The sequence below is a fragment of the Bradyrhizobium sp. MI1.4 genome, from assembly GCF_055811315.1.
Map to the genome: position 1 here is coordinate 1 of NZ_JBVVPP010000051.1, position 17,379 is coordinate 17,379.

18 protein-coding genes are annotated in these 17,379 nt (G+C 65.0%); 14 read left to right on the plus strand and 4 right to left on the minus strand.

Translation table 11 applies throughout. The annotated features are described in order from the left end of the window. Nucleotides 1-121: 121 nt before the first annotated feature. Both AC0L23_RS32685 and AC0L23_RS32690 read right to left on the minus strand, forming a co-directional pair. Nucleotides 122-922, minus strand: coding sequence for an SDR family oxidoreductase (locus AC0L23_RS32685; RefSeq protein ID WP_085349675.1), 801 nt, complete (start codon nucleotides 920-922; stop codon nucleotides 122-124). 124 nt (nucleotides 923-1,046) lie between these two features. Then, on the minus strand, nucleotides 1,047-2,105 hold the full coding sequence (locus AC0L23_RS32690) for a polysaccharide deacetylase family protein (protein WP_085349676.1): 1,059 nt from the start codon (nucleotides 2,103-2,105) through the stop codon (nucleotides 1,047-1,049). Between the two features lie 164 nt (nucleotides 2,106-2,269). Here AC0L23_RS32690 and AC0L23_RS32695 point away from each other — a divergent pair, with 164 nt between their 5' ends. The 4 genes from AC0L23_RS32695 (at nucleotide 2,270) to AC0L23_RS32710 (ending at nucleotide 5,600) form a co-directional block, all read left to right on the plus strand. Continuing rightward, a complete protein-coding gene (locus AC0L23_RS32695) occupies nucleotides 2,270-3,664 on the plus strand; it encodes an OmpA family protein (protein ID WP_085358301.1) in 1,395 nt (464 codons plus the stop codon). A gap of 2 nt (nucleotides 3,665-3,666) precedes the next feature. Further along, nucleotides 3,667-3,963, plus strand: a complete 297-nt coding sequence (locus AC0L23_RS32700) for a hypothetical protein (protein WP_085384937.1) — start codon at nucleotides 3,667-3,669, stop codon at nucleotides 3,961-3,963. 120 nt (nucleotides 3,964-4,083) lie between these two features. Beyond that, a complete protein-coding gene (locus AC0L23_RS32705; RefSeq protein WP_085349679.1) occupies nucleotides 4,084-4,674 on the plus strand; it encodes a TetR/AcrR family transcriptional regulator in 591 nt (196 codons plus the stop codon). Continuing rightward, the gene (locus tag AC0L23_RS32710) at nucleotides 4,671-5,600 is read left to right on the plus strand and encodes a haloalkane dehalogenase (RefSeq protein WP_085358303.1); all 930 of its coding nucleotides are present in this window, start codon (nucleotides 4,671-4,673) and stop codon (nucleotides 5,598-5,600) included. The genes AC0L23_RS32705 and AC0L23_RS32710 overlap by 4 nt, the downstream gene beginning before the upstream one ends. A 27-nt stretch (nucleotides 5,601-5,627) precedes the next feature. Here AC0L23_RS32710 and AC0L23_RS32715 read toward each other — a convergent pair whose 3' ends face one another. Then, nucleotides 5,628-5,759: a hypothetical protein gene (locus AC0L23_RS32715; RefSeq protein WP_274535543.1), complete on the minus strand. Its 132-nt coding sequence runs from the start codon at nucleotides 5,757-5,759 to the stop codon at nucleotides 5,628-5,630. A gap of 350 nt (nucleotides 5,760-6,109) precedes the next feature. On the opposite strand from AC0L23_RS32715, the gene AC0L23_RS32720 reads away from it, so the two are divergent. The 8 genes from AC0L23_RS32720 (at nucleotide 6,110) to phoB (ending at nucleotide 13,867) form a co-directional block, all read left to right on the plus strand. Beyond that, nucleotides 6,110-7,165, plus strand: coding sequence for a putative bifunctional lysylphosphatidylglycerol flippase/synthetase (locus AC0L23_RS32720; protein ID WP_018456061.1), 1,056 nt, complete (start codon nucleotides 6,110-6,112; stop codon nucleotides 7,163-7,165). A 33-nt stretch (nucleotides 7,166-7,198) separates the two neighbouring features. Then, nucleotides 7,199-8,497 (plus strand): ATP-binding protein, encoded by a 1,299-nt coding sequence (locus AC0L23_RS32725; protein ID WP_085349681.1) that lies wholly within the window; start codon nucleotides 7,199-7,201, stop codon nucleotides 8,495-8,497. Nucleotides 8,498-8,640: 143 nt separating this feature from the next. Then, nucleotides 8,641-9,654 carry a phosphate ABC transporter substrate-binding protein PstS gene (pstS, locus tag AC0L23_RS32730; RefSeq protein ID WP_085358361.1) on the plus strand — a complete coding sequence of 338 codons (1,014 nt, stop codon included), beginning with the start codon at nucleotides 8,641-8,643 and terminating at the stop codon, nucleotides 9,652-9,654. A 98-nt stretch (nucleotides 9,655-9,752) separates the two neighbouring features. Then, nucleotides 9,753-10,742, plus strand: a complete 990-nt coding sequence (gene pstC, locus AC0L23_RS32735) for a phosphate ABC transporter permease subunit PstC (RefSeq protein ID WP_085384939.1) — start codon at nucleotides 9,753-9,755, stop codon at nucleotides 10,740-10,742. Between the two features lie 4 nt (nucleotides 10,743-10,746). Then, nucleotides 10,747-11,592, plus strand: coding sequence for a phosphate ABC transporter permease PstA (gene pstA / locus AC0L23_RS32740; RefSeq protein WP_018456065.1), 846 nt, complete (start codon nucleotides 10,747-10,749; stop codon nucleotides 11,590-11,592). Beyond that, nucleotides 11,589-12,410, plus strand: coding sequence for a phosphate ABC transporter ATP-binding protein PstB (gene pstB / locus AC0L23_RS32745; RefSeq protein ID WP_085349683.1), 822 nt, complete (start codon nucleotides 11,589-11,591; stop codon nucleotides 12,408-12,410). Before pstA ends, pstB begins: the two co-directional genes overlap by 4 nt. Nucleotides 12,411-12,420: 10 nt before the next feature. Beyond that, nucleotides 12,421-13,137: a phosphate signaling complex protein PhoU gene (gene phoU, locus AC0L23_RS32750; protein ID WP_018456067.1), complete on the plus strand. Its 717-nt coding sequence runs from the start codon at nucleotides 12,421-12,423 to the stop codon at nucleotides 13,135-13,137. A 22-nt stretch (nucleotides 13,138-13,159) separates the two neighbouring features. Next, nucleotides 13,160-13,867, plus strand: coding sequence for a phosphate regulon transcriptional regulator PhoB (phoB, locus tag AC0L23_RS32755; protein ID WP_007597871.1), 708 nt, complete (start codon nucleotides 13,160-13,162; stop codon nucleotides 13,865-13,867). Nucleotides 13,868-14,104: 237 nt separating this feature from the next. Here the strand turns inward: phoB and AC0L23_RS32760 are convergent, their stop codons facing one another. Further along, nucleotides 14,105-14,617: a GcrA family cell cycle regulator gene (locus AC0L23_RS32760; protein ID WP_007597869.1), complete on the minus strand. Its 513-nt coding sequence runs from the start codon at nucleotides 14,615-14,617 to the stop codon at nucleotides 14,105-14,107. Between the two features lie 455 nt (nucleotides 14,618-15,072). Here AC0L23_RS32760 and AC0L23_RS32765 point away from each other — a divergent pair, with 455 nt between their 5' ends. Both AC0L23_RS32765 and argF read left to right on the plus strand, forming a co-directional pair. After that, nucleotides 15,073-16,275, plus strand: coding sequence for an aspartate aminotransferase family protein (locus AC0L23_RS32765; RefSeq protein WP_026233078.1), 1,203 nt, complete (start codon nucleotides 15,073-15,075; stop codon nucleotides 16,273-16,275). Continuing rightward, entirely contained in the window at nucleotides 16,275-17,210 is a 936-nt protein-coding gene (gene argF / locus AC0L23_RS32770; RefSeq protein ID WP_085349685.1) for an ornithine carbamoyltransferase, read from the plus strand. The genes AC0L23_RS32765 and argF overlap by 1 nt, the downstream gene beginning before the upstream one ends. The last annotated feature ends 169 nt before the right edge of the window (nucleotides 17,211-17,379 follow it).

The window sequence follows — 17,379 nt, forward strand, 5'->3', positions numbered from 1 at the left end:
CCCCCCCCCCGCCCCCCCCCCCCCCCCCCCCCCCCCCCCCCCCCCCCCCCCCCCCCCCCCCCCCCCCCCCCCCCCCCACACCGGAGTGTGAGGTGAGGGCGTCGTGCTGACGCGCCCCCGCCTACCCCGCGATCTCCAGCCCCGCGTTCGCGTACACCACGCCGCCATCCACCGCGATGGTGTTGCCGACCACGTAGTCACCCGCGCGCGAGGCGAGATAGATCGCCACGCCCGCCATGTCCTCGTCGGTTCCGATCCGCCGCGCCGGAATGCGCTTGGCGACCTCGTCCGAATGGTCGCGCGCAGCCCGGTTCATGTCGGACTTGAACGCGCCGGGCGCGATCGCGGTGACGTTGACGTTGTCCTTGATCAGTTTCGTCGCCATGCGCCGCGTCAAATGGATCACCGCGGCCTTGCTCGCGGCATAGGAGTAGGTCTCGCCGGGATTGATGAAAATGCCGTCAACCGAGGCGATGTTGATGACCTTGGCGGGCCGCTCATGCGAAGCCGCCGCGCGCAGCGGCTTGGCCAGCGCCTTGGTCAGGAAGAACAGCGACTTGACGTTGAGGTCCATCACCTTGTCCCAGCCGCTTTCGGGGAATTCGTCGAACTCCGCGCCCCAGGCAGCCCCTGCATTGTTGACGAGGATGTTGAGCTTCGGCTCCAGCTTGATGATTTCGCCAGCGAGCCTGTCGCAGCCGTCGACGGTCGAGATGTCGATCGGCAGCGCGATGCACTCACCGTCATATCGGCCTGACAGCTCTCTCGCGGTGGCCTCGCAAGGTCCTGCCTTGCGCGCGGTGATGTAGACCTTCGCGGCTCCCGCGCTGAGAAATCCCGCCGCGATCATCTTGCCGATGCCGCGCGAACCACCGGTCACCAGCGCGACGCGGCCTTTGAGCGAGAACAGATCGTTGAACATGGTGCCTCCCTTGGTGTTTGGCGACGTTTTGAGCGGGGTACGGAGGGGAGTCAAGGAAAGTGCCGCATCGTCGTCCTGGCTTTCGCCATGCGACGTCTGAGTTCGGGCAGCCAAGACGGAGAGATTAAGCCGCCGCGATCCTGCGGAAGCCGTTCCACATCGCGGTCGCGGCGCCCGAGGTCAGCACCGGCAGAATCCGCGTGTCCTGGTAATTGCCGTTGAGCGAGACCCGTGGCAGCGCCGTCATGCGGCCGGCGTTTTCGGCGAACAGCATGCCGGGCCGCGTCGTCACCGCGGTCTTGAAGCCGGCGGATGCAGCGAGCACGAATTCACGCTCGCCCGCCGCCTCGCGATCGCCATAGGGATAGGCCAGATGTTGAACGTTGCGGCCGAGCGCCTGCTCGATCCGCGCGCGGCTCACGGCCATCTCCTGCGTGGCGATCGCTTCGCTTTGCTTGGCGAGATTGCAATGGCTGACGGAATGCGCGCCGATCGTGACCAGGGGATCGGCGGCAAATGTCTTCACCTCGTCCCAGGACAGGCAGAGGCTGCGGCACAGCGCGGCCATGTCGACGCCGTACTTCGTGCAGAGCGCCTCGATCTCGCGCTTGAGATCGTGCTCGCCGGGCAGTGCGCGCAACCAGTCGTGCAGGCGATCGAACGCCACCTGCTTGGCGGCTGGCGTCGTCGCATCGAGCCGCAGCGCGGCATTGCCGATCGTCACCTCGATCTGCTCGGTCTTGGCGATCACGGCCTCCAGCGCCTCCCACCACAGCCGGCCCGTCCCCTCCGCGAAATCGCTGGCGACATAGACCGCCAAGGGCGCGTCAAATTCGCGCAGAACTGGCAGCGCAAAATCGAGATTGTCGCGATAGCCATCGTCGAGCGTGAAGGCCGCGAAGCGGCGGTCGAACCGGCGCCGCACCAGTCGCTCATGCAGCTCGTCCATGCTGACGATGTCGATCTCGCGCGCGCGCAGGTGGCGCAGTGTGGCACGCAGGAATTCGGGGGTGACTTCGAGATGCCGGTTCGGCTGGAACGCCGCGCCGCGGGCCGGCCGCACGTGATGCAGCATGAATATGGCGCCGACGCCCGACAAAAGCGGGCGCAACAGGTGGTGGGCGCCGCTGAAATAGAGTGCTTCCAGCCCGGCGCGGATGACGTTGTTACGGAGTTGTTTCATGACCCGCTGGCGGACTTTGGCATTCCGCTTTCAACTTACGGAAGAACCCTTGAAGAAAAAGTTATTCCAATTGTCCAGGCCCGGCCTTCGGAAGGGCGTCATTTCCGGTTTGACAGCCTGCCAAGGGTTTGTTTTGTCTCCGGTTCCAGAGTTCGGGTCGTCGAATGCACAAGCTTTTCAGGTGGGCCAGCAAATGGTGGCCGGGGCTGATCCCCCTGGCCGTCATGTGGGGATTTGCGGCCTGGAATAACACTTTGCCGGTCGAGGCGGACCTTTCCGCCCGCAGCTCGGCGGCGCTAAAGGATACCGTTCTGGACAAGACCCGGATCGCGGTGGACGGCCGCGACGTCAGCCTGGCTGCGGACGCGTTTTCCGAGGAGGGGCGCCGCGACGCCGTTGTGGCGGTCGAGACGGTCCCCGGCGTGCGCCTGGTCGACGACCGGACCCGCCTCGTGCCCGAGGCAAAGCCCTTCGTCTGGAACGCCGAACGCGACGTGGTGCGGGTGACGCTGTCGGGCTCCGCGCCGCTGCCGTCGATGAAGGGCCGCCTGACAGAGGCGGCCCGCAAGGAGGTCGGCGGCACCGAGGTGGCCGATCAGATGGGTTTGGCCCGCGGCGCACCGCCGCGGTTCGAGGCGGCTGCGATGCTGCTGCTCGACCAGATCGGCAAGCTCAAGGACGGCAAGATCACGATCACAGACACCAAAGTCACTGTGTCGGGGATGGCGCGCGATCTCGGCGGCCGCGAAGCGGTCGCAGCGGCACTTAAAAACCTGCCCGAGGGCTTTTCGATCGCCGCCAACGACGTCAAGGCGCCGCCTTACGTGTTCCAGGCTTACAAGGATCCGGTGGCTGCGACGGTGACGCTGACCGGCTATGTTCCCGACAACAATGTCCACGCGGCCATCGCCACCAGTGCGTCGCGGAAATTCTTCAACGAAAAGGTCGTCGACAATCTCAAGGCCAGCGTCGGCGCGCCCGGCTCGTTCAGCCCCGCCGTGGTCGCAGCGCTCGGCGCGCTGTCGCGACTGTCGACCGGCACGCTCGTCGTGTCCGACCGCGAGGTGAAGCTGTCGGGCGATGCGCTCTATGAAGGTGCCGCCAACGACATCCGCGCAGGCCTCGGCAAGGATTTTCCGAAAAACTGGCAGTACAAGCCGGAGATCACGGTGAAGCCCGCTGCCGGGCCGGTCGACGGCACCGTGTGCCAGCAATTGTTCTCCGAGCTCTTGGCCAAGGCCAAGATTCGCTTCGGGGCGAAGCGCGCCGAGATCGATCCGGATTCCGCCGGCATTCTCGATCATCTGATCGAGACGGCATTGCGATGCCCCACCACCAATATCGAGGTCGCCGGGCATACCGATGCCGACGGCGAGGATTCCTTCAACCAGGCACTCTCGGAGAAGCGCGCGCAGGCGGTGATCGACTACCTGGTCAAGGCCGGCCTGCCTGCCAACCGGTTCACCGCGGTCGGCTACGGCAGCACGCAGCCAGTCGCCGGCAATGACAGCGAAGACGCCAAGGCGCAGAACCGCCGCATCGAATTTCTGGTGAGGTGACGATGCCCTATCTCGTCTCGTTCCATCTGGGCTGGCTGATCGGCTCGCTGCTGCTCGGCTTCTGCATGGGCTGGATCTCGGTGGTCCAGCGCGGCAACGGCACCTCGAAGGTGACCGCGCGCTGGCTCGCCGTGCTTGTTGCCGGCCTGGTCGCGGCCTCGTTCGCGCATGTGGTCCCCGGTCGCTTCGGCTACTGGCTCGACCTCGGCCTGACCATGTTCGGCTGCTACCTCGTCGGCGCCGCCATCGGCGCCTGGCTGCGCGATCGGGTGGTCGCACGCAGCATGCCGCCGGCCTGAGCGGCTGAGCTGAGAGGCAAACGCGCGCCCGCTATCGCGCTCATCACTTGCTCCGCCATCAGGTTTCAAGGGCAAGGGCGGGGCGTTTGACATTAATACGTACGTGCGTATTACTTCGCCATGCCAAAGCCCTCGCTCAAAGACGCCATTCTCGACGCCGGCCTGAAGGTCATGTTTCGGACCGGCTATCACGGCACCAGCGTGCGCGACGTCACCACTGCTGCGGGCGCGCCGCAGGGGTCCTTCACCAATCATTTCCGCTCCAAGGAAGCGTTCGCCTCCGAGGTGCTCGACCGCTATTTCGATCTCACCAGGAGCTTGGTCGCGGAGGCATTGCAGGATGTCTCGCTGAGCCCCCGCGCACGGCTCAAGCGCTACCTCGACATCATCACGGGCAGGCTGGGAGCCGACGGCTTTGGTCGCGGCTGCCTGATCGGCGATCTCAGTCTGGAAGCGACCGGCAGCAGCGAGATGCTGCGCGTGCGCCTCGCCGACATCTTTGCCGAATGGCGCGTGCCGTTCGCCGCCTGCATCGCCGAGGCGCAGACCCGCGGCGAGATCGCATCCGATTTCGAGCCCGAGGAGCTCGCAGACTTCCTGCTCGCGTCCTGGCAGGGCGCGATCCTGCGCATGAAGGTCGACCGCAATCCCAAAGCGCTCGAACGTTTCAAGAGCATCGCATTCCAAACCGTGTTCAAGGAGCTGACATGACCAAGCAGATCGACATCAAGATTCGCAAAGCGTCCGTCCTCGGAAGCAGCATGGCCTATCGTGAGGCAGGCGCGCAGAACGCGCCGGTCGCGCTCTTCCTGCACGGCAATCCGACGTCCTCGCACATCTGGCGCAACATCATGCCGTTGGTGTCACCGGTCGCGCATTGCCTCGCGCCCGACAACATCGGCTTCGGTCAGTCCGACAAGCCCGACATCGCGTACCGCTTCGATCACGTCCGCTATCTCGATGCCTTCATCGAACAGCGCGGCATTACGTCGGCCTATCTCATTGCGCAGGATTGGGGCACAGCGCTCGCATTTCATCTTGCGGCGCGCCGGCCGGATTTCGTGCGCGGGCTCGCCTTCATGGAGTTCATCCGTCCGATGCCGACCTGGCAGGACTTCCACGACACCGAGGTTGCCGCGGAGCAGGAGCATGCCGAGGCGGCGCGGGCGGCCTTCCGCAAATTCAGGACGCCGGGCGAGGGCGAGGCGATGATCCTCGAGGCGAATGCCTTCGTCGAGCGTGTGCTGCCGGGCGGCATCGCCCGCAAGCTCAGCGATGACGAGATGGCGCCCTATCGCGCGCCGTTTCCAACACCAGAGAGCCGCCGGCCCGTTCTTGCACTTCCGCGCGAACTGCCGATCGCAGGCGAGCCCGCTGACGTCTATCAGGCTCTGCAGTCCGCGCATGCAGCGCTGGCCGCGTCGTCCTATCCAAAGCTCCTGTTCACCGGCGAGCCCGGAGCTCTGGTCTCACCGGAATTTGCCGAACGGTTTGCAGCCTCCCTGAAGCACTGCGCGCTGGTTCGTCTCGGCGCCGGCCTGCATTTCCTCCAGGAGGATCACCCCGAAGCGATCGGGCGCTCCGTGGCCGGCTGGATTGCGGGCATCGAGGCGGTGCGCCCGCAGCTTGCGGCCTGAGCAGAACGCTACCTCCGAACGACGTGCTCATCGCGGCCGCTTGCGGGCGGCCGCAATGACGTCTGTGATGTCGCAGTGCAACCGGATGATCGAGCGCGAGCCGTCGGCCACGTAATCGTGCGCGCCGCAGCGGCCGCGCGCGGCGCGACCCTCTTTCAACAGCGAAATCCCGCCCATAGATTGATTTCGACTTAAGCCGTGACGGAACATTGTACGGCCGAAATCATCAAAACTTCATGGCGTCTGCGCCAGGATGGCCATGGAGATTCGCGTCAGGCTTGCCGCCGAAAGCGCCAAACCGTGCATCAGGAGCCCGCAACCTGCCTAAAACCTTGAAGCCACGACTTTTTGTTCGAATTGTCGAATTCCACTCCGCCCCAAAACGCGCTAGTGGAGGGGCAGGGGGCATGCGCGATGCCGGAGCCGCCGGCGAGGATTCGTCGGGTGCCTGCGTGTCGTCCGCCTGTTCGCCGGCCACCCTGGCCGCTGAAGCGTTGTTCGAGGTTTAGATGCTGGAAGCCATACGCAGGGCGATGTCGTTTCTGCGCCAGAAGCAAATCCTGCATAAGCTTGGAGTTGTGATCAGCGTCGCGGTCATCGGCATCGCTTGCTATGTGCTCTACCACATGCTGCGCGGCATCGATGTCAACGAAGTCCTCGAAGCGATCAAGAGCACCGAGCCGAGCCAGATCGCGATGGCGGCGCTGTTCGTCGCTGCGGGCTATTTCACGCTGACCTTCTACGACCTGTTCGCCGTGCGCGCGATCGGCCATCCCCACGTGCCCTATCGGATTAACGCGCTCGCTGCCTTCACCAGCTATTCGATCGGCCACAATGTCGGCGCCAGCGTCTTCACCGGCGGCGCGGTGCGCTACCGCATCTATTCCGCCTACGGCCTGAACGCGATCGACGTCGCAAAGATCTGCTTCCTCGCCGGCCTGACCTTCTGGCTCGGCAATGCCGCGGTGCTGGGCCTCGGCATCTCCTATCATCCGGAAGCCGCGGCCTCGATCGACATGCTTCCGCCCTGGCTGAACCGGATGCTGGCGATGATGATCATCGTCGGACTGGTCGCTTACGTGGTCTGGGTCTGGACCCAGCCGCGCATGGTCGGCCGCGGGCCCTGGACCGTGATGCTGCCGGGCGGCCCGCTGACGCTGCTCCAGATCGCGATCGGCATCATCGATCTCGGCTTCTGCGCGCTCGCGATGTACGTGCTGGTCCCTGACGAGCCCAATCTCGGTTTCGTGGTGGTCGCGGTGATCTTCGTCTCGGCCACGCTGCTCGGCTTTGCCAGCCATTCGCCCGGAGGCCTTGGCGTGTTCGACGCGGCGATGCTGGTCGGGCTCTGGCAGATGGACCGCGAGGAGCTGCTGGGCGGGATGCTGCTGTTCCGCGTCCTCTATTATCTGTCCCCTTTCGTCATTTCTGTAATCTTGCTGACGTTTCGCGAAGTTATCATCGGCGCGCGATCGAAGCGCCTGCAGCAGGCGGCGCTCAAGCTCGACCCCGGCCCCGCGCCTGAAGCCGCTTACGTGAGAAAGCGCAGCGACAGCGGCGCCTGACCGGCGCAAGGCCTTTTGGAGAAGCCCGCCCCGATGGCGATCGACGCCCCAACTTCTCCCTCCTCCCCGCCCTGGTCCGACCGGCTGCGGCACTCGACCGTCATCCTGATCGCCGCGGCGCTCGCGCTATCCGTGGTGGTCTCGCTGGGGGAATTATCGGCGCTGCATGCGATTGCGGTGTTCCTCTGCATCGCGGCCGCAGCGCTGATCCCGTGGCGCCTGCACGATACCGCCGCCTCGCGCGAAGAGACCCGCCGCGTCAACCCGGTCGAGAGCGCGGCGGTCGCCGCAGTGGTCGCCGGCATGCCCGATCCCGCGGTCCTGCTCGACCGCGCCGGCCGCGTCATCCATCTCAACGCCGCAGCCGCCCAGCTCGCGCCGGCACTGCGCCGGAATGAGCTCGCCCAGTTCGCGCTGCGCTCGCCCGAGATCATCACGGCGCTGCGCGAGTCGATCGCGACCACCGAGCCGCGGCGCGCGACCTATCTCGACCATGTCCCGGTCGACCGCTGGATGGAGCTGACCATCACGCCGGTGCCGGTGCCGACCACCTTTGGCGGCGCCGACAAATGCATGCTGATGACCTTTCACGACCAGACGCCGCTGCGCCGGGTCGAGGAAATGCGGGCCGATTTCGTCGCCAATGCCAGCCACGAGCTGCGCACGCCGCTGGCCGCGCTGTCCGGCTTCATCGACACGCTCCAGGGCCAAGCCAAGGAGGATCCCAAGGCGCGCGAGCGCTTCCTCGGCATCATGCACAACCAGGCCACCCGGATGGCGCGCCTGATCGACGATCTCTTGTCGCTGTCGCGGGTGGAGCTGTCGGCCCATGTGCGGCCCGACACCCTGGTCGACCTGCTGCCGATCATCTTGCAGGTCGCCGATGGGCTCGAACCGCTGGCGCGGGAACGCCAGGTCGAGGTCGAGACCCAGCTGCCCGAGACCCCGGTGCTGATCGCGGGGGACCGCGAGGAGTTGCTCCGCCTGTTCGAGAATTTGATCGAGAACGCGCTCAAATACGGCGCCTCCGGTGGACGCATTATCGTGTCGCTGATATCAGGCGCGGCCCCTGATGGAACTCAGGAAATCCGGGTGCTGGTCCGGGATTTCGGCCCCGGCATCGCGCCGGAGCACCTGCCGCGGCTGACCGAGCGCTTCTACCGGGTCGATGTCGGCGACAGCCGCTCGCAGGGCGGCACCGGCCTGGGATTGTCGCTGGTGAAACATATTCTTAACCGTCATCGCGGCCGGCTTTTGATCGAAAGCGTGCCCAAACAGGGCGCCACTTTCACCGCCTGTTTTCCCCAGGGCAAGCCTGCGGCTCTGAGCTAAATTCCAGCGATTTCAGCTGCTTAACACTGTCATCCGACTGTCACCAAACCTTCGTAAAAGCTCAGCTGTCCGCTCCTAAAGGGGCGGCACGGGGAGCGCGATCGGGCGCGGATGGCGCTTCGCTCCCCTGTATGGAGACCAGCATGAATTTCCTCAAAACACTCGTCGCTGCTGGCATGGTCGCCGCATCGACGACGGCGGCCTTTGCTGCCGACATCACCGGAGCCGGCGCGACGTTCCCGTTCCCGATCTATTCCAAATGGGCCGACGCCTACAAGAAGGAGACCGGCAACGGTCTGAACTACCAGTCGATCGGCTCCGGCGGCGGTATTAAGCAGATCCAGGCCAAGACCGTGACCTTCGGCGCCAGCGATGCGCCGCTCAAGGCCGAGCAGCTCGAGAAGGACGGCCTCGTCCAGTGGCCGATGGTGATGGGTGCCATCGTGCCCGTCGTCAACATCGAGGGCGTGAAGCCCGGTGAACTGGTGTTCGACGGCGAGACGCTGGCCAGCATCTATCTCGGCAAGATCACCAAATGGGACGACGCCGCGATCAAGAAGCTCAACCCGAACGTGAAGCTGCCCTCGGAGGCCATCACCGTGGTCCGCCGTTCGGACGGTTCGGGCACCACCTTCAACTTCACCAACTACCTCGCCAAGGCCAGCGCGGATTGGAAGAGCAAGGTCGGTGAGGGTACCGCGGTCGAGTGGCCGGTCGGCGTCGGCGCCAAGGGCAATGAAGGCGTGTCCGGCAACATCAGCCAGACCAAGAACTCGATTGGCTATGTCGAGTACGCCTATGCCAAGCAGAACAAGCTGACCTACACCGGTCTCATCAACAAGGCCGGCAAGCCTGTGCAGCCCACCGTCGAAGCCTTCCAGGCGGCCGCCTCCAACGCCGACTGGGCCAAGGCTCCCGGCTACTACGTCATCCTGACCGACCAGCCCGGCGAGAAATCCTGGCCGATCACGGCGGCGACCTTCATCCTCATGCACAAGGACGCCACCGACAAGGCGGCCTCGCAGGAAGCCATCAAGTTCTTCCGCTGGGCCTTCAAGAGCGGCGGCAAGGCGGCTGAAGAGCTCGACTACATCCCGATGCCGGATCCGGTCGTTCAGCTGATCGAGAAGACCTGGGCTGCCGACATCAAGAGCTAGGTTCGCGACGCTCGTGCTCCGGATGCGCTGCGCTGCATCCGGGGCACGGACCAACAAAAAACGTATACTATTTGGTACAGGGGATCGGCGTGGCAGAGATGGCCGTTCAGAGCGATGTAATCGACGACGCCGGACCGTATGACCGCGCCAAGGCCTTGAGCGCGTTCAAGGTCGGCGACGTTACCTTCTACTGGATTACGCGGCTCTCCGCGATCTCGGTGCTTCTGATCCTCGGCGGCATCATCATTTCGCTGATCGTCGGCGCTTTCCCGGCGATGAAAGAATACGGCGTCTCCTTCCTCTGGACGCAGCGCTGGGCGCCCTCCGCAGATCCGCCGGTGCTCGGCGCGCTCGGGCCGATGTACGGCACGCTCGTCACCTCCTTCATCGCGATGCTGATCGCCATTCCCGTGGGTCTCGGCATTGCGATCTTCCTCACCGAGCTCTGCCCGCAATGGCTGCGCCGCCCGATCGGCATGGCAATCGAGCTGCTCGCCGGTATTCCCTCGATCATCTACGGCATGTGGGGCTTCTTCGTGTTGGGTCCGTTCCTGGCCAACACGTTCCAGCCCTTCATGATCAAGATCTTCGACGGCGTTCCCGTGCTGGGCGCGATCTTCGCAGGTCCCCCGTCCTATCTCAGCCTGTTCAATGCCGCGCTGATCCTTGCCATCATGGTGCTGCCCTTCATCACCTCGATCTCGGTCGACGTGTTCAAGACGGTGCCTCCGGTCCTGAAGGAAGCCGCCTACGGCGTCGGCTGCACCACATGGGAAGTCGTCCGCAGCGTGGTGATCCCCTACACCCGGGTCGGCGTCATCGGCGGCATCATGCTGGCGCTGGGCCGCGCGCTCGGCGAGACCATGGCGGTGACCTTCATCATCGGCAACTCGTTCCGGATCTCGTCATCGATCTTTGCGCCGGGCACCACGATCTCGGCGGCGATCGCATCCGAGTTCGCCGAGAGCGACGGCCTGCACCAATCCGGCCTGATCCTGCTCGGCCTCCTGCTGTTCGTTCTGACCTTCTTCGTGCTCGCAGCGGCGCGGCTGATGCTGATGCGGCTGGAAAAGAAGGCGGGGAATTAGCGCCATGAATCCGATCTATTCACGCCGACGCCGCAAGGACATCGTCGTCCGCGGGCTCTGCATCGCCGCAACCGCCTTCGGCGTCACCTGGCTCGCGCTGATCCTGATCACGCTGCTCTACAACGGGCTGGCGGGACTCAATGTCCAGCTGTTCACCGAGAACACGCCGCCACCGGGATCGAACGAGGGCGGTCTGCTCAACGCCATCGTCGGCTCGCTGATCATGACCGTGATCGGCGTCGGCATCGGCGCGCCGCTCGGTATGTTCGCCGGCACCTATCTCGCCGAATACGGCCGCAATGACCGGCTGACCTCGGTGATCCGCTTCATCAACGACATCCTGCTCTCGGCGCCCTCGATCATCATCGGCCTGTTCATCTACGGCGCCGTGGTGGTGCCGATGCGCGGCTTCTCGGCGATCGCAGGCTCGCTCGCCCTCGCGGTCATCGTGATCCCGGTGGTGCTGCGCACGACCGAGGACATGCTGCTGCTGGTGCCGAACGCGTTGCGCGAGGCGGCCTCGGCGCTCGGCCTGCCGCGTTCGCTGGTGATCAAGCGGATCGCTTATCGGGCTGCCCGATCGGGTCTCATCACCGGCGTGCTGCTCGCGACCGCTCGCGTCGCCGGTGAAACCGCGCCGCTGCTGTTCACCGCGCTATCGAACCAGTTCTTCAGCCTCGGCCTGAACAAGACGATGGCGAACCTGCCTGTGACCATCAACAACTTCGTGCAGAGCCCCTATGCCTATTGGAAGCAGTTGGCCTGGAGCGGGGCGCTGCTCATCACCCTGACCGTTCTTGCCCTTAATATTTTCGCGCGCATCCTTGGCGCCGAGAGGACCGCAAAATGAGTGATCTTTCCGTGTCGATGAGCGCGTCCGGTGGACTGCCGCATGCGGCGGTGCTGCCCGAGGCGCCTCCCAAGGTGACCGTGCGTAACCTGAACTTCTATTACGGCGAGCACCATGCGCTGAAGAACATCAACCTGACGCTCGGCGCCAACCGCGTTACGGCGTTCATCGGTCCGTCGGGCTGCGGCAAGTCGACCCTGCTGCGCATCTTCAACCGGATGTACGACCTCTATCCCGGCCAGCGCGCCACCGGTCAGCTCATGCTCGATCAGACCAACATTCTCGACCCCAGGCTGGACCTCAATTTGCTGCGCGCCCGCGTCGGCATGGTGTTCCAGAAGCCGACGCCGTTCCCGATGACGATCTACGAGAACATCGCGTTCGGCATCCGTCTCTATGAGAAGATCTCGAAGTCCGAGATGGACGGCCGCGTCGAGAAGGCGCTGCGCGGCGGCGCGCTGTGGAACGAGGTCAAGGACAAGCTCAACGCCTCCGGCCTGTCGCTCTCCGGCGGCCAGCAGCAGCGCCTCTGCATCGCCCGCACCGTCGCGGTGAGGCCCGAGGTGATTCTGTTCGACGAACCCTGTTCGGCGCTCGACCCGATCTCGACCGCCAAGGTCGAGGAGCTGATCCAGGAGCTGTCCGAGGATTACACGATTGCGATCGTCACCCACAACATGCAGCAGGCGGCGCGCGTCTCCGACAAGACCGCCTTCATGTATCTCGGCGAGCTGATAGAGTTCGACGACACCAGCAAGATCTTCACGTCGCCGTCCGATCGGCGCACGCAGGATTACATCACCGGCCGGTTCGGCTAGGAGACGCGACATGGGTTCTGAACATACCGCAAAGGCCTTCGACACCGACCTCCAGGAACTCACTCGCCTGGTCGCCGAGATGGGCGGCATCGCCGAGCGCATGATCGTCGAGTCCGTCGACGCGCTGATCCGCCGCGACGTCCCGCTCGGCCAGCGCGTCGTCGCCATCGACACCGAGCTCGACGCGCTGCAGAAGCGCATCGAGGAGCGTGCGGTGCTCACCATCGCCCGCCGCCAGCCGATGGCGGTCGATCTGCGCGAGATCGTCGGCGCCATGCGCGTCGCGACCGATCTCGAGCGCATCGGCGACCTCGCCAAGAACATGGGCAAGCGGGTTGCGGCGCTGGAGACGGACTTCCATCCGCTCAAGCTGTTCCGCGGCCTCGAGCACATGACCGACCTCGTGCAGCAGCAGGTCAAGTCGGTGCTGGACGCCTATGCCGCGCATGATTTGCCGGCGGCGATGGCGGTGTGGAAGGGCGACGAGGAAGTCGACGCCATCTGCACCTCGCTGTTCCGCGAACTCCTCACCTACATGATGGAGGATCCGCGCAATATCTCGTTCTGCATCCATTTGATGTTCTGCGCCAAGAACATCGAGCGGATCGGCGACCACGCCACCAATATCGCCGAGACCGTGTTCTACATGATCGAGGGCCAGGCGATCACCGACAAGCGGCCGAAGGGCGACATGACGACCTTTGCCAACACGGTACCGAACACCTGAAGATTTAAGGAGCGACGACCCGATGGGCGCACGCATTATGGTGGTTGAGGACGAGGAAGCCCTGACCGAGCTTCTCCGCTACAACCTCGAAGGCGACGGCTATGACGTCGAGACGGTGATGCGCGGCGACGACGCCGACACCCGCCTCAAGGAGCACATCCCCGATCTGATCGTGCTCGACTGGATGCTGCCGGGCCTGTCAGGCATCGAATTGTGTCGGCGGCTTCGCACCCGTCCCGAGACCAAGCAGCTCCCGATCATCATGCTCACCGCGCGCGGCGAGGAGAGCGAGCGGGTGCGGGGTCTTGCGACCGGCGCCGACGATTACATCGTCAAGCCGTTCTCGGTGCCGGAGCTGCTGGCGCGCGTGAAAGGCCTGCTGCGGCGCGCGAGCCCGGAGCGCCTCGCCACCGTCCTTGCTTTTGGCGACATCGAGCTCGACCGTGACAAGCGCCGCGTGGCGCGCTCGGGCCGGCCGATCGATCTCGGTCCGACCGAATATCGCCTGCTGGAGTTCTTCCTGGAGCACCCGGGACGGGTGTTCTCGCGCGAACAGCTGCTCGACAGCGTCTGGGGCCGCGACATCTATATCGACGAGCGCACCGTCGACGTGCATATCGGCCGCCTGCGCAAGCTGCTCAATCTCGGCCGCGAGCAGGACCCGATCCGCACCGTCCGCGGCGCCGGCTACGCGCTGGATGATCGGTTTGCCAAGGCAGAGCAGGTGTAGGGTTGCAGGCTTGTTTGTTGGCGAGCTGTCCCTGCATTCTCAGCCGTCGTCCCGGACAAGCGAGCGAAGCGAGCGCTGATCCGGGCCCATAACCACCGAACGTGGTTTGGCGAAGACTCGGAGTGACCCCTTCCGCACGATTATTGCGTGCTCGGAGTATGGGTCCCGGCCCCCTGTGCGCAATTGCGCACTAGGCCGGGACGACACTGAAATTGTTGAACTGTCTTCGCGTGACGACTAACGGGGACCCGGCTTTACCGGTGCGCGGCGCCGATCCGACGCCGGCTGGTACGCAACGCGCGAGTGCTGAGCGCAATAGGGCAGTCCGGACAGCGCCCTTCCACCGCAGAAGAAGAAGTCCGGGCTCGAGGGATCGCCGACCGGCCAGTGGCAGGTCGCCTCGTTCAATTCCAGCAGCGACAGCCGCTGGCTCATCGGCACCACGTTGTCATAGGTGACCGGATCCGGCTCAGCCTCCACCTCGAAGGCCTGCGCCAGCGCGGTGTTGCCGCGCGAGATCGGGCGGCTCACCCGCATCATGTGCTGCGCGGGGCGCGCCTTGCGCGGCCGCGGCGCTGCCGATGATGGGCTCTTGGCGCGGCCCGAAAGGCCGAGCCTGTGCACTTTGCCGATCACGGCATTGCGGGTCACATTGCCGAGCTCCGCCGCGATCTGGCTGGCCGAAAGTCCGGCCTCCCAGAGCTTTTTCAGCTGCTCGACGCGATCATCGGACCAGGTCAAAACCGTCATTGCACCCTTTCCCTCGCTGCGCGCCAGCCATCCTGGGGCCTCGCAGCGAATGCCTAAGCCTTCAAAAACCCGTGCCGCCAGAATCCCTTAAGGCTCGCCGGGCGCGTCTTGAACGCCCGAACGTTTACGCCGGTACATAAGGACTTAAAGATCAGAACCACTGCACGAGATGTCGTATCTGACAATCCAAACGCTACAATATGGCGTGACTCCCGCGCAAGAGTCCGCCGACTCGCTTCCACATGTTCCGTGGCCAAATCCCGCAAAATCGGCACCGCAAGACTACGGATTCAGCGTTTCGCGAGGCTTTCCGGGCGGCATTGACACCCGTTTCACCAGGCCTAAGATAGTCGCACGTGCCGCCCTCAAGAGGCGGCACGTTTCGTTTTCCGGGCCGGTCGATGGTGCGTTGCGCAATGCACGCTCACTCCGTCCGCAACATTCAAGTGACCATCATGACTAACAGCGCAGCGCCGCATTTGCTCCCCGTTTTCGCCAGGTCCGACCTTGGTTTCGAGCGTGGCGAAGGCTGCTGGCTGATCGCGACCAATGGCGAGCGCTATCTCGATTTCACCTCCGGGGTGGCGGTGAATGCGCTCGGCCATGCCCATCCGGCGCTGGTCGCGGCGTTGCAGGAGCAGGCCACCAAGCTCTGGCACATGTCGAACCTGTTCCAGAGCCCGGACGGCGAAAAGCTCGCCGCGCGCCTGTGCAATGAAAGCTTCGCGGACTTCGTGTTCTTCTGCAATTCCGGCGCCGAAGCGCTGGAATGCGTGATCAAGGTCGTGCGCCGTTATCACGCCGCAAAGGGTCATCCCGACCGCTATCGCATGATCACCTTCGAAGGCGCCTTCCATGGCCGCACGCTGGCGACGCTGGCCGCAACGGGATCGGCAAAATATCTCGAAGGTTTCGGCCCTCCGATGGAGGGCTTCGACCAGGTTGCGCATGGCGATCTCGATGCCGTGAAAAAGGCAATCGGTCCGCAGACCGCCGGCATCCTGATCGAGCCGATCCAGGGCGAGGGCGGTGTGCGTTCGGCAACGCCCGCCTTCCTGAGGGCGTTGCGCCAGCTCTGCGACGAGAAGGGTCTGTTGCTCGCCTTCGACGAGGTGCAGACCGGCATGGGCCGCACCGGCGATCTGTTCGCGTACCGCCGCCTTGGCGTCGAACCCGACGTGATGTCGCTGGCCAAGGCGCTCGGCGGCGGCTTCCCGATCGGCGCCTGCCTTGCGACCGCGGAAGCGGCGTCCGGCATGACGCCGGGCTCGCACGGCTCGACCTTCGGGGGCAATCCGCTCGCGATCGCGGCTGCGAACGCCGTGCTCGACGTCATGCTCAAGCCCGGCTTCTTCGACCACGTGCAGAGGATGTCGCTGCTGCTCAAGCAGAAGCTCGCCTCCGTGATCGACCGTCACGGCGATGTCGTCAGCGAAGTGCGCGGCGAGGGCCTCCTGATCGGCATCAAGGCCGTGGTGCCCTCCGGCGATCTCGTTGCAGCCTTGCGCGACCAAAAGCTGCTCACCGTCGGTGCCGGCGACAATGTCGTGCGTTTCCTGCCGCCTTTGATCGTTACCGAAGCCGAGATCGAGGACAGCGTCGGGCGGCTCGAGCGCGCCTGCACCGCGTTGTCCGGCAACAAGCGGGCGGCAAGCTGATGAGCAAGTCGCCCGATAAAACACCGAAGCACTTCCTCGATATCAACGAGCTGCCGCTGTCGGAGCTCAAGCGCATGCTCGCTGCGTCCTCCGCGATGAAGGCGAAGCAGAAGGCGCATCAGCCGGTCAGGCCGCTCGAAGGCAAGACCCTGGCGATGATCTTCGAGCGCCCCTCGACGCGGACGCGGGTGTCTTTCGACGTCGCCATGCGCCAGCTCGGCGGCGAGCCCATCATGCTCACCGGCGCCGAAATGCAGCTCGGCCGCGGCGAGACCATCGCCGACACCGCGCGCGTGCTGTCGCGCTATGTCGACGCCATCATGATCCGCATTCTCAATCACGATGCGCTGCTGGAGCTTGCGGCAAACGCCACCGTGCCCGTCATCAACGGCCTGACGCGCCGCTCGCATCCCTGCCAGGTGATGGCGGACCTCATGACCTACGAGGAACATCGCGGCCCGATCGAGGGCAAGACCGTGGCCTGGACCGGCGACGACAACAACGTGCTCGCCTCCTGGGCGCACGCCGCCGAGCGCTTCAAGTTCCAGCTCAATGTCGCGACGCCTCCGGAGCTCGCGCCGAAAAAGGCGATGCGCGACTTCATCAAGGCGACCGGCGCGCCGATCATGCTCGGCACGGATGCCGAAGCCGCCGTGCGCGGCGCCGATTGTGTCGTGACCGACACCTGGGTGTCGATGGGCGACAAGGAAGGCGAGCACCGCCACAACGTGCTCAAGCCCTATCAGGTCAATGCGCAGCTGATGTCGCTTGCCAAGCCGGATGCGCTATTCATGCACTGCCTGCCCGCCCATCGCGGCGAGGAGGTCACCGACGAGGTGATCGACGGTCCACAATCCGTCGTGTTCGACGAGGCCGAAAACCGCCTGCACGCGCAAAAGGGCATTCTGGCCTGGTGCTTCGACGCAGTGAAGTAATCCGGGCCGGTATCCGCCGTGCCGGCGAAGTAGGTCTTCATCGTCGTGGGGGGGGGGGGGGGGGCCCCCCCCCCCGGCCCCGCGGGGGGGGGGGGGGGGTGTGGTGGGGGGGGGGGGGCGGGGGGGGGTGGGGGGGGGGGGGGGGGGGGGGGGGGGGGAGCGGGGGGGG